Annotated in this window: 11 protein-coding genes; 8 read left to right on the forward strand and 3 right to left on the reverse strand. The window is 46.2% G+C overall.

What is annotated here, in order from left to right; translation table 11 throughout:
• Positions 1-331: 331 nt before the first annotated feature.
• Entirely contained in the window at positions 332-2,014 is a 1,683-nt protein-coding gene (locus tag QUA42_RS22480; RefSeq protein WP_333140210.1) for a tetratricopeptide repeat protein, read from the reverse strand.
• A 282-nt stretch (positions 2,015-2,296) separates the two neighbouring features.
• Here QUA42_RS22480 and QUA42_RS22485 point away from each other — a divergent pair, with 282 nt between their 5' ends.
• Entirely contained in the window at positions 2,297-4,024 is a 1,728-nt protein-coding gene (locus QUA42_RS22485; protein ID WP_333140212.1) for a pseudouridine synthase, read from the forward strand.
• A 251-nt stretch (positions 4,025-4,275) separates the two neighbouring features.
• On the opposite strand, the gene QUA42_RS22490 is transcribed toward QUA42_RS22485, so the two are convergent.
• Positions 4,276-6,738 (reverse strand): ATP-dependent helicase, encoded by a 2,463-nt coding sequence (locus QUA42_RS22490; RefSeq protein WP_333140214.1) that lies wholly within the window; start codon positions 6,736-6,738, stop codon positions 4,276-4,278.
• A 464-nt stretch (positions 6,739-7,202) separates the two neighbouring features.
• Here QUA42_RS22490 and QUA42_RS22495 point away from each other — a divergent pair, with 464 nt between their 5' ends.
• The gene (locus QUA42_RS22495) at positions 7,203-8,210 is read left to right on the forward strand and encodes a DUF4349 domain-containing protein (protein ID WP_333140216.1); all 1,008 of its coding nucleotides are present in this window, start codon (positions 7,203-7,205) and stop codon (positions 8,208-8,210) included.
• Between the two features lie 137 nt (positions 8,211-8,347).
• Here the strand turns inward: QUA42_RS22495 and QUA42_RS22500 are convergent, their stop codons facing one another.
• Complete coding sequence (locus QUA42_RS22500) at positions 8,348-9,442, reverse strand: RuBisCO accumulation factor 1 (RefSeq protein WP_333140218.1); 1,095 nt, start codon at positions 9,440-9,442, stop codon at positions 8,348-8,350.
• A gap of 156 nt (positions 9,443-9,598) precedes the next feature.
• Between QUA42_RS22500 and QUA42_RS22505 the strand changes: the two genes are divergently transcribed.
• The 6 genes from QUA42_RS22505 (at position 9,599) to QUA42_RS22530 (ending at position 16,370) form a co-directional block, all read left to right on the forward strand.
• The gene (locus tag QUA42_RS22505; RefSeq protein ID WP_333040938.1) at positions 9,599-10,543 is read left to right on the forward strand and encodes a response regulator; all 945 of its coding nucleotides are present in this window, start codon (positions 9,599-9,601) and stop codon (positions 10,541-10,543) included.
• Positions 10,544-10,757: 214 nt separating this feature from the next.
• Positions 10,758-11,465, forward strand: a complete 708-nt coding sequence (gene ubiE / locus QUA42_RS22510) for a bifunctional demethylmenaquinone methyltransferase/2-methoxy-6-polyprenyl-1,4-benzoquinol methylase UbiE (protein ID WP_333140220.1) — start codon at positions 10,758-10,760, stop codon at positions 11,463-11,465.
• Between the two features lie 85 nt (positions 11,466-11,550).
• On the forward strand, positions 11,551-12,783 hold the full coding sequence (locus QUA42_RS22515; protein ID WP_333140222.1) for a DUF445 family protein: 1,233 nt from the start codon (positions 11,551-11,553) through the stop codon (positions 12,781-12,783).
• Between the two features lie 168 nt (positions 12,784-12,951).
• Entirely contained in the window at positions 12,952-13,260 is a 309-nt protein-coding gene (locus QUA42_RS22520; RefSeq protein ID WP_333057719.1) for a DUF3493 domain-containing protein, read from the forward strand.
• A 692-nt stretch (positions 13,261-13,952) separates the two neighbouring features.
• A complete protein-coding gene (locus QUA42_RS22525; protein WP_333140224.1) occupies positions 13,953-14,528 on the forward strand; it encodes an alpha/beta hydrolase in 576 nt (191 codons plus the stop codon).
• A gap of 624 nt (positions 14,529-15,152) precedes the next feature.
• Positions 15,153-16,370 (forward strand): DegT/DnrJ/EryC1/StrS family aminotransferase, encoded by a 1,218-nt coding sequence (locus QUA42_RS22530; RefSeq protein WP_333040944.1) that lies wholly within the window; start codon positions 15,153-15,155, stop codon positions 16,368-16,370.
• Positions 16,371-16,691: the final 321 nt, after the last annotated feature.

The following is a 16,691-nucleotide window of genomic DNA, read 5'->3' on the forward strand; positions in this document are numbered from 1 at the left end:
ATTCATCTTTTTATTGTCACAATCAAGTATTGCATATAATTGTATCCTAGTCTTGATAATGATTTAGGATTGCTATACGTGGGTTTTCAACTTGACAAAGGTTATTTTAACGGAAAGAATATCATTAATTATGATCAGGATATTCACGCGGATCTAGCAATACTAATTGTTTGGGGAATTAGATTTTTTTATTAACCGCAGAGGGCGCAGAGAACGCAGAGGAAGAGAGAAGAGGGAAGTTTTTTTAGTTTTAAGTTAAATAGCTCAAACTTTACCCCAGCGCGGTATTACGAGGAACAAAGCAATTTCAAAACTATGCGTCCATTTCCCCTTACCACTTTCCTGACATCGCGCCCTTGAGTCTCAATTCTTCTCGACTTACTAGAGCTTCGTAGTAATCGGGTTTGATTTCGAGGGCGACTCCGTAAGAGCTAATAGCATCTTGAGTTCGCTGCAATTTTTGCAAAACGTCACCCCGCTGCGCCCAAGCTTCCCAGTTGTCTGGCTTGAGTTGAATCACTTGGTCAAAAGCGATGAGTGCTTGGGAATAATTCTGCATTTCCCCTAGGATCAAACCTCGCTGTACCCAGCCTTGATAGTTGTCCGGCCAGACAGTAATTGCTCGATCGTATGATGCTAGAGCTTGTTCGTACTGCTGCAATTTAAACAAAGCGTTGCCGCGTTTCAACCAAGCTTCAAAATTGTCTGGCACGATTTTTAGTACGCGGTTGTAAGCTGCGACGGCTTCTTCGTAACGCTGCAATTTTTCCAGCGCTGCGCCTTGCTGCAACCCTACTTTTGATGTAATTTCTGCTTCTGAAGTCAGAGAGATTACTTTATCAAAACAGGCGATCGCTTCTTCGTATTGCTGTAATTTTTCCAGAGCTTCGCCTCGCAAGTTCCAAGCTTCTAGAAAATTACCTTCAATTTGTAGGGCATTGCTGTAAGCGATAATTGCCTCTTTGTAGCGTTCCAATCCTGCCAGGGCGATGCCTCTACCGAGCCAAGCTTCGGGAAAATTCGGATTAATTTGAACGGCTTGGTCAAAAGCTGCGATCGCCCCTTCAAAATCTCTCGATTCTGACAGTGTTTGACCGCGCCCGATCCATGCTTCGGGATAAAAAGAATTAATTTGAATTGCCCGATCGAAACAAGCAATTGCCGCGTCTGCCCACTGGTGTTTGAGGGCCATTCCTTTATAAAACCAAGCTTCGCAGTCGTTGGGCTGCATTTGCAGTACGCGATCGTATGCTGTCACTGCTTCTGCATATTTGTGCAGTTTTGCGGAAGCAATGCCCCGATTGAACCAAGCCAGACTATTTTGTGGTTGCAGTTGAATGGCGCGATCGTAAGAAGTTACAGCTTCAGCGTAGCGTTCGGCTTTCATCAAAGCCAAACCTCGGTTCAGCCAAGCTTCCCAATTAGTGGGGACGAGTTTCAGCGCGCGCTCGAAAGCGGCCACGGCTTCAGGATAGCGCTCCGCTTGAACCAACACGTTACCTTGCCGGTACCACATGGCGGGCAAATTCGGATGAAGTTGGGTTGCTTTTTTGTAACAGGTTGCGGCTGCATCCCACTGCTGCAATTCCTCTAAAACTCGGCCTCGCTGATACCAAGCTTCGTGCTTTTCTGAATTGATTTGAATTGCGGTGTCGAAAGCCGCGAGCGCTTCTGAGTGATTTTGCAAACTTAACAGCCCTGTGCCGCGCAGCATCCAAGCCCAGTATTCTTCGGGATTAATTGCTGTAGCTCGATCGGCGCAGGCTACGGTTTCTGCGTAGGAGTGCAGTTGCTTGTAAGCTTTGCCCAGATTCAGCCACGCCCGGGCCCAGTCCGGCTTAATTTGAACGGCTTTTCCGTAGCAAAGAACTGCCGCTTCGTACCTTCCTGCGGCGTACAATCTATTGCCCCGATCGTAATCTGGAAATGCTGCAAAAATTCTTAAAATCGGCGGCAGCAGCGCTGGCTGGGGGTTTGAGGAGTTTTCTGTAGCCGAAGTCGAGAGGTCTGGCATACGCCTTTCACATAAAAATTTAGTGGGATAACAAGCTTGCGGTCTTATATATTAACTTATGCTTTTCTTAATATCGCTGCTGTTTTGAAACAAATTTAGCATATCAGGCTTGGTGCGACAAATCATTTTTACTTAATTCAAGTAGGTATAAAATTATGCACCCTTCCCACTTTCGGTACACCGCTGTAAGATACGGTCAGTCGATTTTCGATTTTCGATTGACCGAAAGCATCGAGGAGACAAGCACATATGCCCTAATTCAGGTTTAAAACCAAATTTAAGATGCTAGAGTTGCACACGCTTTTAGATTTCACTGACTGCGATCGGGAGTCGATCGACTCGCGCCCTAATTATTGGTACGAAGGCCGTTGTCCTCAAAGTGGCGAGCTGCTGAGACTGCCGCGTACTCGAATGTCCGAGGAGCTCGCCCGGGGTTTGATGCAGTACCTTGCTGCTGACGATGCCTACGATCGCGAGGGCAAGATGTACGGCGTATTACTGGTGGAGATGCCTTCGGGGGAACAGGGGATACTCAAAGCATTTTCCGGGCTGCTGAACGGTTGCAGCATTGTTGAGGGCTGGGTGCCACCGATTCCGGGACGAGATCGAGTTGCTTTTGAGGAAGCCCGCACGTTAACTCAATTGGAGGCGATGAAACAGGAACTTATTGCACTGAATCAACTCCCGCAGCGACAAGAGTATGAAGCCTTATTTCGGGAGTTTGAAGTGCAATTGCAAGTTTTGAGCGCTCGGCACCGCAATTCCAAGCAGCAGCGAGATGAAAAACGCCAGTTACTGTGTCAAACTCTCGCAGCAGAAACACTAGAAATTGCCCTGGAACAACTGAATCAAGAAAGCCGTTTGGAGAAAATGGAACGCAGGCAATTAAAACGGCAGCGGGATGAAACATTGCAGCCGCTAAAACAATTAATTGAAGCTGCAGATGAGCGGATGCGGGCGCTGAAACAGCGGCGAAAAGAACTTTCCCGCGAACTTCAGACACAAATGCACGCGGCTTACACTCTGGTGAATTTTTTGGGAAAATCGATCTCGCTCTCCTCATTGATGCCAACCAATTCTATTCCCACTGGCACCGGCGACTGTTGCGCGCCAAAATTGCTCCACTACGCGGCAGTACACAATCTGAAACCGCTGGCAATGGCTGAGTTTTGGTGGGGGCCGCCATCGGGGGATAAGATACAGGGAGAATTTTATGGTGCTTGTGGCGATCGGTGCCAGCCCTTGATGGGTTTTTTGCTGTCAGGATTGGCTCAAAATCAGATTGTTTCTAATATAAATGAGGGTTTTACGGGCGGGCTAGAAGCCCACCGCACAAGGAATAATTTTTCTTGTGGAACGGGCATCTTGCCCGTTACGCAAATGCTACCGATTATTTATGAAGACAAATGGTTAATCGCTGTCAATAAACCCTCTGGCTTGCTGTCAGTTCCCGGTCGTTATTTGGAAAATCAAGATAGTGTTTTTAGTCGTTTGCGTAACTTGTTACCGGATAGTTTTAATTTGACAGTTGTGCATCGTTTAGATGGGGAAACATCTGGGATTTTGCTATTGGCGCGGGACAAAGAAACTAGCAGTCAGCTCAGGCAGCAATTTGAAACAAAGCAGGTTCACAAAGTTTATGAAGCGGTGCTTTCGGGTACTGTAAAAATTGATGCGGGGACGATCGATCTCCCTCTTTGGGGCGATCCAGAAAATCGCCCTTACCAGCAAGTCAATTGGGAGTGCGGAAAACCCAGTGTTACTCGCTTTCAGGTAATGGCGAGGGAGGGAAATTGCGATCGCGTCGAGTTTTTGCCGCTGACGGGACGCACGCATCAATTAAGGGTTCATGCAGCGGATGTTCGAGGGTTGGGGATACCTATTTTGGGCGATCGGCTTTACGGATATCGGGCTGCTGCGAAGCGGCTACACCTGCACGCGCGGGAACTTTCTTTTGAGCATCCGCAGTTGGGAGAAAAGTTATACCTACAGGCAGAAACACCATTTTGAGCTAAGGGCCGCAACGAGAGATAGTCTAGCAATAGGAATTACAGGTAGAGGCAGCAAATATTTATTTTTGAGTAATCGGAGTAACCTGAATTATGAGCAAATTTACCGCTTAGCAGCCACATTAAAACAATCAGCATACTTGAGAATTGCGTATTAGATAAAGAAAGAGTTTCGATAAATATATGAAATTTATATAGCACTCCTAAAAAGTTTACGACTCCTGCAAAGATTGCTATACTTCTTACTTAATTTTATATCGCATTACTCGGAAATCTCTGCTTCAAAACAGGCATTACCGGACAAGGTTTTTGCTCTTGCAAATTCTCCGGTTTGTTCCAAGTAAAAGGCCCTTTCTTCTCCGCCGCCATCCACAGCAAGCTTTTTGCTCGCGTCATCGCCACATACAGCAGTCGAAACTCTTCTGCTGTCTTCAAATAACCTGCTTGTTCCCAGGCTTCGCCTAGATTTGGTAAAGGATATTTTTCGTGCAAACTTGCTCTAATTTGTGCTCTCGCTACCTCTGCTAAAGTGAAATCTCCTAAAAATCGGGTTTGTGGCAAAACTCGCAAATTTCCGGGGATGGTTTGTTCGTGCAGAAACGGCAAAAATACGCAATCCCAATCCAATCCTTTAGCTTTGTGCATGGTAATAATTGTTAGTTGACCTTTGCTGGTATAGCGTTCTTCTATTTTGTCGTCTGCATCCACAGGTTCAAATCTTTCGGAACTGACAATTTCGCTTAGTACATCCAAAATATTACGCATTGAATTGTTGCCGGCTGTTTGGATTGCTACTCGTTCTGCTAATTTGTCGGCGGTGGCTAATTCTGTTTGGTCGTATTGCAGCGCTAAGGCTAAGAATGAAATAATTTGGTAGGGTGGCAGTTCTAAGCTAGCTTGCAGCAAACCGCAGCAAAAATAGCGGCATTTGCGAACCGGGTCTGACTGCTGCGGGTCTAGGGGGCCTGGGTAAAGAAATTGCTCGGGGCTAGTCGCAAAAGCATTGTAGTCTTGTTTGGGGATCAGTTGCCGATCGCTCAAAATCTTTAAGGCTGCTTTCAGGTAATCTGGAGAGTGCGGGCGATCGAGGAATTGCAGCAGTGTTAAGATTTCCCAAGGTACTTGAGAATGTCTGTCCCGCTCTCCCACATCCTCAATTTTAATCCCGTATTTCCGCAAATCAAAGCTTAATCCGTGTTTTTGAGGATTTTCCAGCACTTCTTTGATAAACTTACCTTGTTTGTTTTCCCGCACCAAAATAGCCATCGATTTCAGATTTTCTAACGGCAATTTGGCACTATTTTCCCCATCGCTCGCTTCTCCCCCTGAATCGATATCTTTGCCATCCCTGCTAAATTCAAAATCGGTCGGTAAAAATTCCTCTACCAACTCAATTACCCGCTTGCCAATTAACTCAATTGTATGGTAAATATCGCGGGGAGTATGCAATTCTAAGCCGCGACCAATGGGGGCAGGATTTGCATTCTGCTGCGGGTCATGGCTGGGTACTGGCTTAATAGTTTGGTCGCGAAAAGGCTGTTCGGTTCCCGCTAATTTCGAGCTATTTACCCATTGCAACATAAAGTTAGCCGCATCGATAATCACCTGGGTGCTGCGACCTGCGCCGTCCATTGTCGCTAAGTTATTCTCTACTTCGCACCGATCGCAAAATTGGTTAAAATAAATCGGATCGGCGGGAGTGAAAGTAGAATTAATCGCTTGATTTGGGTCGCCAACTCTGATAAAATTGGGAGGTAAAGTAGGATGATCGGGATCGATCGCCAATGTTTCCAAAAGCCGAGTCTGCAAAGGTGTAGAATCCTGCGCTTCGTCCTCGAAAACAGCAAATACTTGCTTTTGCTCGATCGCCCTCGCCCTCGGATTTTCCAACACCCGCAAAGCGGCTAAAATCATCTCGTCGTAATCGATGAATTCCCGACTCCTCAACAAAGCCTGATATTTTTGATATAAACCCCCAGCTACGGCTAAAATCTCATAACCGTCCCCAGTATCAAGAGCGCTCATTTCTAACAACTGTTCGGGAAATAAACCGGAAGATTTCGCCTCGTGAATCACAGTTTTAGCTACCTGCGGCAAAATTTCTGTCCGCAAAACCGATTGTCGCCGCAGCCTCTCCGTTTCCTCTCCGTCGAATTGCTGTCCTTCCAACAAAACTTGATATCGGCGGGGATTTTCGGCAATCCAAAGTTCTACACAGGTGCGAATTAATCGGTGACTTTGAGTGGGAGTAACTAAGGTTGAATTTTCTAAATTTAAACCAGACAAATCGGGATGGCGCATCGCAATATTCAAAGCTAAACCGTGCAAAGTGTGCACCGCAAAACCGCCTTGAGATAAAGACAATTCTGCCAATCTTTCCCGAATTTTAGCTTTAATATTAGCAGCAGCCGATCGCGTAAATGTCACGACAATTAACTGGCGGCGGCTGTGAAGCTGGTTGCGGGCGATCGCAATTGCCGACGCAGCAGCCATTCCCGTAGACTTCCCGGCCCCCGGAACCGCCGAAACAGCAAGGGGGCCGCCTTGCCAATCCGCCATGTCCTGCTGCCCCGCACGCAAGCTTTCGCGAATTTTAAGGCAAGCTTGTTCTCGCAAAACTGCGGCAAACCCTGATTCTGAAAGCGCTGAGGCTACATCCGGGCGATCGATCTGGGTTGTCGATCGCATAAAATCAGTATCAAATTCATCTGTCATTCGATTTTAGATTTTAGATTTTAGATTTTAGATTTTAGATTAGAAAAATATTTGTGGGGTTCAGCCTTTTCAAACGGTATCAGAAACCGAGTTGCTTTAGTTGCGATCGCGTATGGCCAGAACCCAAACCGTCAATCGATTTTAGATCTTAGATTTTAGATTAAAGAATTGAAGAAAGCGACCCCGCTGAGAAATCCGGGCGCTGGCGATCAGGAGCGAGGAGCTTTTTTATCGCTCCACGGATGAATCCGGGGACTTGTGACCCAATTGTTTTCGGTCATCACACCGATATTTATTGGCTTTCATCTGCGTTCATCTGCGTTTATCTGCGGTTAAAAATCCCAAAGTATTCAACCTCTACCGTTTCCATTTCGGTATCGGCTAAACTAACACTATCTATTGAAGCTTAAATTGAAACCAGCATAAAATTCAATACCCAAGCCTTTTTTAGAGGAGTCACCCAAATGAAAACTCACCTCAAAATCAATTCCCCGCCGCCCAAGCCAAACCCAAACCCAGCCAACAAAAGCACAACTCGTTTTGCTGTGGCGATATTCTTAACTTTATCTTCAACAATTGCTTTGCCTAGCTGCGGAGGAGCTCAAACGTCCAGCAGCGCTCCAGGCGGCGCAGGTTCATCCAGCAGCCATGAAAACCAAGTTACGGCATCGGCTCCACAATCGGCACCAGCACCCGAGCCAGCAGCCCAAAGGTCAAAAACTCCTGGTGGATCAAAAAAAGCAGCAGAAACTCCAGCAACCCGTCCCCAACTGATTAAAAAAGCCCAACTCAGTGTAGTTGTCAAATCTATTGACGCCAGCACTAAATCTGTTACTAATATTGTCGAAAAACAGCAAGGCGATATCTTGGGTTTCCAAAATCAAAAGCCACCGGATTCGAGTGTCCGCCAAACGGCGTCTGTGGAGATTCGCGTGCCTCAAGAACGGTTAGAAACTACTTTAGAGGCTTTGGCAAAACTCGGAACTGTAGAGAACCGTGCTCTGACGGCTGAGGATGTTACCGATCAATTAGTTGACAATGAGGCTAGGCTGCGGAACCTCCGCAAATCCGAGGAAATGGTGTTAAAAATTATGGAGCGATCGGGATCTGTCGGCGACGTGCTCAAAGCTGCTCAGGAGTTGAGCAATATTCGGGAGTCGATCGAACGTATTGACGCTCAGTTAAAAAGTTTGCGAAATCAAGTAGCCTATTCGACTATTAGCTTAACTCTAGAAGCCGCAGTATCGGCTCAACAAACTCCCGAACCTTCTCTAGGTTTGCGCGTGCAGGAAACTTGGGGGAAAGCGACTCATTCGGTGGGTGAATTGACGCTCGGTTTGTTTGCTTTGGGTATTTGGCTGTTGGCTTACAGTCCTTATTTTCTGTTAATTGCGGCTGCGGTTTACGGCCTTAATCGATTTAAGAAACAGCATTCTGATCCGACAACTCCAGAACCGAAACCGCCTCAGTAGTCATTAGTCAGTTGACAGTTGACAGTTGACTGTTGGCTGTTGACTGTTGGCTGTTGGCTGATAACAACTAACAACTGATACCTAACAACTGACAACTGACAACAACTAACAACTAACCACTAACAACTGACAACTGACTAATCATCAATTTGCCATCCATCTTTGGTATAGTCTTCATCCACAATCTTTTTGGGACGCATCACCAGAACAACTCGCCCCAAAATAGGAATATCCGGGGATTGTTCAAACCAGTACAATTCTAAATTGCCCCCGTTATCTGCGAGGAAATAACTCTCAGCATCCCACTGTCTTTGAGCTCGATCGGCAATAATCAAAACTTCTTCAACTTTGCCTTGCAGCGGTACCGGCAATCTATCGCTCATTTCCAAAACAGCCACCGGATCTTCAGCGTTCAAAATTACTTGCCATCCGGGAATCGCCACCCAAGCTCCGGCTCCGGAAAATTTTACCATTCGGAACGGCTCGATTTCCTCCGGCAAAGGCACTGCCAGCAAATCTGTCGTAGAAAGCGGCAATTTGCCCACAACCGGGACAATGCGGGGCAATTGTTCCTCGGTATCGAGCCTGTAGACGGGCAGGCGGGGCGCTTCCCGTCTCGGAACTACGGTAAAATCGACGAGCAACTGCTCGATTTGCGCCCTAGCGGTTTGGCTGCTAGCTAATTTTAAACCGCGAGCAATTAAGCGCGATCGCTCTTGCAAATCGCTTTTCTGTCTCGCCAATTGCCAGCATTGGTAAGCCATAGCATCGCCGGGAGTGTCTGTGAACCCTTGGGGGAGACTCCCGAAGTGCGAAAACTCCTTGATGGCTTTAGCAACTTGGCGAGCATCGTCAACATCCAAATTGTGGGTTAGCATCAAAGCAGCCGCCCCGGCCCGCTCTACTTGAGAGAGAATCCGAAACTCGTATAAGATATCGCTACCTTTGCCCAAAAAGTGCGATCGAACTTCCTCGGAAGCCCCAGCATTTACCATGCTGGTGTAAACTTGGGCTGCGACGCTCACTTGATTTTGCTGAATTGGCTCAAAACCTGTTTCTTCAAAAATCCTTTGAGAGTTGTAGCCAGCTTTTAGCAGTGCTGTGCAGGCCTGTCCCCACTCTACCCAAGTGCCTTCTTTTCGGCGGAGCGATCGAATTAACTTTTCGGCATCCACAGCATTTGTGGAGGATGCAGATGCAGGAGAGGATGAATCTTGCGGTCTATCAGTCATAATTGAATCAAAAACTAGCGCTAAGTTATGTGTGATTGGATACCGGCAAGGCTCGTGTCGCGGCAGAGCGATAGATTAATAGTAAGTGAGTTATGAGACTATTGTTACAGAATAGTTGCTCGCCTAAATTTACAAAGGGGAGTTTATCGTATTGTTATGGATAATGCCATTTCAGAGCTAGATCAAATTAAACGCCAGCTCATGACCCTACACAGACCGAAAAAGCCCAAAATGCTGGTAGTAGACGACGAACCAGACAATCTGGATTTACTCTACCGCACTTTCCGACGAGATTTTAACGTGCTCAAAGCTGAGAGCGGAATTCGCGCCTTGGAAGTCCTCGGCATCGAAGGCGAGGTCGCCGTCATCATTTCCGACCAGCGGATGCCCGAAATGAAGGGGACGGAGTTTTTGAGCAAAACCGTGCCGCAGTTTCCGAATACGGTCAGAATTATCTTGACTGGTTTTACGGACATTGAAGACTTGGTGGATGCGATTAACTCAGGACAGGTTTACAAGTATATCACCAAGCCTTGGGACCCGAACGAACTGAAAATGGTGGTGCAAAAGGCGGCCGAGACTTATGAAATTCTCAAGCAGCGGACTGAGGAATTGGATCGCGCCCAAAATCAAATACAACTGTTAGCAACAATCATGCAAACGGCTGTGGATTATCCGAGTTTGGAAGCAAGTTTAGACCCAATTGCTACTGCTATAAGTGATAATTTTTTGGCGGACTATTGCATTTTACAACTGGTGGACGGAAATGTTTTAATGCCACTCCAAGGCTGTCACACCACTGGTTCACCTGTGGAAAATTGGCTGGCAGATGATCCTCTGGTTCGAGAAGCAATTACCTCTCAAACTATTCAGGGTGCTGTGAATATTGGACTCGACACAAACCTAGCGAGTCTGCCTCACTATCAGAAATCCGGCATTCAAGCTCACCTGACCATCCCGGTGATTCACAAAGGTCGATCGATCGCCCTGATTTCCATGCAGTGGAAGCAGCCTTGTTCCCTGCGCCCAGACGAACTCACAACAGTTCACCTCGCCGCTCAAGAAGTTGCTTTGGTATTGACGAGTTTTCAGGGTCATTAGTCATCAGTCATGAGTCATCAGTCATTAGTCCTTAGTCGCCTCTAAGTCTTGAGTTTAAAATGATAGCAAACCAATGAGTTTTGACAAAAGCTCAGCCCTCGCTAACAAATAAAAAAGCATTAATGACTGGCGACAGCATGACATGAATGCACGGATTAATTGTTTTTTCCGGCTGACTAATTACAAATTATCAATCACCAATGACAAATGACCGATGACTAATAACGCCGAACAAATTAAAACTATATTTAATCGAATTGCACCAGTTTACAACCAATTGAACGACTGGTTGAGCTTTGGGCAACACCGGATTTGGAAGCAAATGGCCGTGAAATGGAGCAGTGCGGGTCCCGGAAATACTTGTTTAGATTTGTGCTGCGGTAGCGGGGATCTAGCTTTGTTGCTGGCTAAACAAGCAGGGCCGACCGGTTGCGTATTTGGAGTAGATTTTTCCGCCGAACAATTGGCTGTGGCTGCCAGGCGCGATCGACCTTTTCTCACCCCTGTAAGTCCCATTTCCTGGGTAGAAGCTGACGCCCTAGACTTGCCTTTTGCTGACAATTACTTCGACTGCGCCACAATGGGTTACGGCCTGCGTAACGTGACTGACATCCCCCGCAGTCTTCAGGAATTGCACCGCGTTCTCAAACCCGGTGCCAAAGCAGCTATTCTCGACCTCCACCGCCCCAGCAATTCCCTAATGCGGAGCTTTCAGCAGTTTTATTTAGACAGTCTCGTAGTGCCCATTGCTCAGCAATTTGGCATGACTCAAGAATATGCTTACATTAATCCTAGTTTAGAAAAATTCCCGATCGGCCAGGAGCAAGTCGCGATCGCCAACAAAGCCGGATTTGCTGCCGCCACCCACTACCCCATTGCCGGCGCTATGATGGGAGTATTGGTACTGGCCAAAGCAATTTAAAATTAAAAATGCTTGCAGTCTAGATCGGCTATCTAACTATAGGGTGCACCGATCCCTGTGCACCTTACCCTATTTTTAATCATTTATGAATCCGTCTGAAATTTGGCTGTTGTTGGCCCCACCTGTAGTGGGAGGAATTATTGGCTATTTCACTAACGATATAGCTATCAAAATGCTTTTCCGCCCCTATCGAGCTATTTACATCAAAGGGCGGAAGTTGCCTTTCACTCCAGGCTTGATCCCCCGCAACCAAGAGCGCTTGGCAAAGCGAATTTCCGACACAATTATGGGTTCGCTGCTGACGCCACAGGAGCTGCAAAACTTAGCGCGCCGCCTCCTGCAAACTGAGCGGATGCAGTCGATAATTCTCTGGCTGTTGCAGTTGGCGCTGGATCAGGTAAAAGCTGACGCCGAGCAAAAAACCGCTAAAATTCTCGCAAACATTCTGCGAGATTTGCTGGGGGAATCTATGCCGCGAATTCTCAAAGTTTTGGCGCGCCGGGAAGATTTTTTAGAAGCTCAGCTTAATCAAATTTTCGATCAAGTTTTGCTGGAGATTCAGCTAACGGAAGCTCAGGCGGCTCAGCTTGCTGAGTGGTTGTTGCAGGTAGTAATACCGCCGGAAGTGCTGCGGCAGGCTTTAATTGACTTTTTGACGGATCGCAATATTTCGATCATAGATGAAGGGTTTCGAGAAAAAACCAGCGGCACTTATTGGGTAGTAGCAAATTTGTTTGGTTTGCGGAACACTTTAACTCGGCTGCGGACTTTTTGTCTTGATGACAGAGAAGCGACAAATCAGCGCTTAGCAGAGTTAACTATTTCTTTGGGGATTCGCGGCCGAATTCAGGAATGGCTGCAAAATTTGTCGATGCAAAATTTACCGGTTTCGACTGTGAGACAGTTGCGAAAAACTATGCGCGACAGCGTTCGCAGCTACGTTCAACAGCGCGGTACAGACGTACTTGAGGGGTTGAGCAAATCTATTGATTGGGAAAATATTTCGCGGTTGCTTCTCAATCGATTGCAAACTTCAGCGGTGATGAGCGCTTCCCTCGGGATTGTCAGCCAAGAACTGGCTTTGGTTTTAGAGCGCTATTTAGAGCGGGATTTAGAAAATATTGTAGCTCAGGCTATCCCGATTTTGAATATCGACCAAGTGATTGTCGATCGAGTAAAAGGTACTTCTCCTGAAGAGTTGGAGTTAGCTATTCAGGGAATTGTCCAAAGCGAGTTGCAGGGAATTGTAAATTTAGGAGGGATTTTGGGTGTTTTTGTCGGCTGTTTGCAGACAGTTGTGGTTTGGATTCAGCGGTGATTTATTTCGGCAGTTGTGAGATATTTGTTGTAGTCTAATATTCACTCGAATTACGCCCACAGTACCAAAAACGCGGTTTTTCGGCAGTAGTTGCCACCTCAGCCAGAGGGTTTTTGGTAGAAACCGGGTTTTTGTGGCCCAATCCTAATTTACTTATTTCCTAAATCTATGCCAGCCCCAAATTCGGACGATCGCACAAACATCCCAAAAAACCCGCGCAACCTCAGCCGCCAACAATACGAGCGTTTAACCGCAGAAATGGCCACTCCCTACCGGCCTTTGCGACAGTTTGTTTACGTAGCTTGTGGCGCTTCAGGCTTTATCGGCGGCTTGGTTTTCCTCGCTAAAATTGCCTCGGGCCGGGAAATTGGTTCTGCTTTGCCTAATTTTGCCCTCCAAGTCGGAGTGGTGGCCCTGATGGTGTTCCTGTTTCGCTGGGAGCAGCGCGCCGAGGGCCGATCCCCGAAGTCGAAGTAATAAAAATTTACAAATCGAGACAAAAATCTATCTGATGCAAGGAAAAGTTAGAAATATAAAGAAATTATTATGAAATCCTGGTTTGCCAGCGATCCCTGTAATGATAATGATGTGGCTTCAATTGGGGTCAGCAAATTTAAAGGCCCTAATCATAAACCGCTTGTAATTCGTTCAATTGGGGTCAGCTTTCATAAAGACCCTAAATATATTAAATAAATTTAAGCCCAGCGCCAGCCTTCACTGATAGAATAGCTGGCGTTCGGCATTTTGCTAGGATCAGGAGCTTGGGAGAGAGAATCATATCAATTTCGGTTGCAGCGTCGGTGATTCTTGACTGTTGACTGTTGAGTATTGACGGTTGACTGTTGAATCGTGGTCGCAAAACTGAATGGTTGAGTGTTATCAGTAGGGTGTGTACCGCCTACAGAGAGGCCGGTACAAGTGCTCTGAACCGAGTTTTTTGCCTAGCATCCGATATAGGTAATACCAGTTCCCAAAAATCATCCAACTGTAGACTTGTGATCGAAACCACGATCGTCATCACTCATTCGCAATTCTAAAATCTAAAATCTAAAATGGTATAAGTGCGGGGGCGATCAAATAATTTGGTATTTCCCGAAGACCTTAGCCTGTGCAGTAAGTAATGAAATGTGTCAAAGTCGAAGTAGAAAAAGATGTTGGGAGATTTTACTATGGGTCGATCCTTTTTCAAAGGGCGGTGGACATTTTTTTTGGCAGCAGGCGCGGGAATTGTATTTTACAGCAATGCTGCGGCGGCTGCCGAAAAGGTAGTGCTAAAATACAGTGCGATCCGAATGACTTTACCCGTCAGCGAATTAGAAATTTTTGCCGAAACTGGGAAAATGTCGCCCGGGTTAGAAATGCTGCTGGGAAAAGCAAAAAAAGACCCGGAAGCGGTTCGCAACAGTCTGATGAGACCTGTAAAAGTCAGTCAAAGCTTTTTGGATCGCACGCTTAACAGTAAGGTTGGGGAAATAATTCTCGATGAAGTGGGTCAGGTAATTCGCACTCCTTCTGGGGATGCAAATCGAGAAGCTTTGCGCGAGGCTTTGGTGCTATCGGCCACTAATGATAACGAGATTACACTGCTGGAAGCGATGAAGAATTATCCTACTCCAGAAGTTTACGTTGAGGGCGATCGTTTAGTTGAAGCTTACGGCAAACTTGTAGCTTTGTCAGAACAATTGGGCGGCGTTTCAGAACGGCTGCAAGACATTTTGAACAAGATTCGTCTGCCTAGATTGTAGTAGTGGATTTGGTCAAGGACGGTTGATTGCTTCGAGCGATCGCAGAATATTGCTGAAGCTGCATCAATTACAGGGGAGTTACCTTTTTTTTGTGCAAAATTTGCCTAATTTTGACACGAGTTAAAAACAAAATCTAACTCCAGGCAAGCTTCAAACCAGACGGAAATCTGTCATTCCTAATGCTAAAATCTAAAATCTAAAATTTAAAATCTAAAATTAGATAACTTCGCTGTAAAATCTATATCGGGATAGATGTTCGACAGTTGACAAAAAGTTTATCCAGAAGTAGTCGTGTTTTTTTTGAATAAAGTATTTAAAACACAAAATGCACGCAAGAGCTTGTGTATCGCCCATAAAATGAAATCCGATCGGGTGGACATGGGAGATTATCTATATTAATATAGAGAAACGCTGTCAGAATCAGGCGCTTGCGGAAAAACGGCTGGTCATTAGTAAGCTCGTGCTATAACAAATGCCATTGCGCAAGGCATCCCCAAAACTCTTGACTAAAAAAAGGTGAGAGACTGGATTAATTAACAGCACCTCCAATCCCAATAAAATCTTACTTTTTAGGGGTCTACACTTTCACTCGCTCGGCTCTATTTACTGGGTAACACTAGAAAAATGAACAACAATCCTATTCGTTCAAAAGACCGTTTTTTGGTTTTCGGCGCTCCGGCGATCGAAGATGCTGAAATTCAAGAAGTGGTGTCAACCATGAAAACAGGTTGGTTAGGTACAGGCCCTAAAGTCATGAGTTTTGAAAATGACTTCAAAGCTTACAAGGGTTCCCAGTACGCGATTTCAGTCAATTCCTGTACGGCGGCACTGCACTTGAGCATCCTCGCTGCTTCGTTAGAACCGGGGGATGAAGTCATTACTACTCCGATGACTTTTTGCGCTACAGTTAATGCGATCATCCACGCCGGGGCAACACCGGTACTGGCGGATGTAGATCCGGTGACAATGAATATTGACCCGGCTCAAGTAGAAGCTAAAATAACTCCAAAAACAAAAGCAATTTTGCCGGTTCATTTTGCAGGCCGTCCCTGTGACATGGATGCGCTTTGCGAGATTGCTCGCCGTCACAACTTGAAGTTAATTGAAGACTGCGCTCACGCGATCGAAACAGAGTACAAGGGGCGGAAAGCAGGCACATTTGGCGACTTCGGATGCTTCAGCTTTTATGTTACCAAAAACATTACGACGGGCGAAGGAGGAATGATTCTGGCCGGCCGTCAAGAAGACGCTGACAGGCTCAAAATTTTAGCGCTGCACGGTATGAGCAAAGATGCTTGGAAGCGCTTCGGAGACTCGGGTTACAAGCACTACCAAGTGGTGGAGGTCGGTTTTAAATACAATATGATGGATCTGCAAGCTGCGATCGGCATTCATCAAATGAAACGAGTTGCTCCTTATTGGCAGCGGCGGGAGCAGATTTGGCAGCGCTACAACGAGGCATTTGCGGATCTGCCGATTACTTTGCCCGCCAGCCCCGAACCGGATACAATTCATGCTTATCACCTGTACACCATTCTGGTAGATGAAGCCAAAGCAGGAATCAGCCGCGACGAGTTTCTCAACGCTATAAATGCTGAAAATATCGGTGTCGGCGTACATTACATGAGTATGCCGGAACATCCTATCTATCAACAAATGTTTGGATGGCAGCCGGAAGACTATCCGAATGCTAGCTACATCGGACTGCATACAATTAGCTTGCCGATTTCGGCCAAACTAACAGATGCAGATGTGGAAGATGTAATTGCTGCTGTTAAAAAATGTTTGGCGATCGGCAAAGATCGGACTCAATTAGAATTGACAGCCGGCCAAGCCACCTAGACTATTAGCTAGACAACAATGTGAAACCTCTCCGGCTAGTCACCATCTATTGAAGAACTGCTCACATTCAGTAACCTAAAATTCTACACCCTTGCAATGTAGTGGGGTTGGAGTTTTTTGTCTCTACATCTAGACTTTTGGGTATCCCCAAAACTATATTTGTAGCTATTAAAAATTCTGAGACATGAACTCTCTGGGGTGCCGAATGTGAGTCCAAATCCTGTGAACCTAGATTTTGTAAAGCTAGTTATTGAAATCACCGACTACCTCTCCCCAAAAAATGGCAGGGCGTGGGTTCCGCCAGCTAAAAATCATCTTTGC

It is taken from the genome of Microcoleus sp. Pol11C2 (assembly GCF_036701505.1).
Taxonomy (GTDB): domain Bacteria; phylum Cyanobacteriota; class Cyanobacteriia; order Cyanobacteriales; family Microcoleaceae; genus Microcoleus.

Bases quoted from the DNA above. Each gene is read 5' to 3' on its own strand.
- QUA42_RS22520 (WP_333057719.1), top strand. From the start codon at position 12,952: ATGCCAGCCCCAAATTCGGACGATCGCACAAACATCCCAAAAAACCCG.
- QUA42_RS22515 (WP_333140222.1), top strand. From the start codon at position 11,551: ATGAATCCGTCTGAAATTTGGCTGTTGTTGGCCCCACCTGTAGTGGGA.
- QUA42_RS22505 (WP_333040938.1), top strand. From the start codon at position 9,599: ATGGATAATGCCATTTCAGAGCTAGATCAAATTAAACGCCAGCTCATG.
- QUA42_RS22525 (WP_333140224.1), top strand. From the start codon at position 13,953: ATGGGTCGATCCTTTTTCAAAGGGCGGTGGACATTTTTTTTGGCAGCA.
- QUA42_RS22495 (WP_333140216.1), top strand. From the start codon at position 7,203: ATGAAAACTCACCTCAAAATCAATTCCCCGCCGCCCAAGCCAAACCCA.
- QUA42_RS22500 (WP_333140218.1), bottom strand. From the start codon at position 9,442: ATGACTGATAGACCGCAAGATTCATCCTCTCCTGCATCTGCATCCTCC.
- QUA42_RS22485 (WP_333140212.1), top strand. From the start codon at position 2,297: ATGCTAGAGTTGCACACGCTTTTAGATTTCACTGACTGCGATCGGGAG.
- QUA42_RS22490 (WP_333140214.1), bottom strand. From the start codon at position 6,738: ATGACAGATGAATTTGATACTGATTTTATGCGATCGACAACCCAGATC.
- ubiE (WP_333140220.1), top strand. From the start codon at position 10,758: ATGACTAATAACGCCGAACAAATTAAAACTATATTTAATCGAATTGCA.
- QUA42_RS22480 (WP_333140210.1), bottom strand. From the start codon at position 2,014: ATGCCAGACCTCTCGACTTCGGCTACAGAAAACTCCTCAAACCCCCAG.
- QUA42_RS22530 (WP_333040944.1), top strand. From the start codon at position 15,153: ATGAACAACAATCCTATTCGTTCAAAAGACCGTTTTTTGGTTTTCGGC.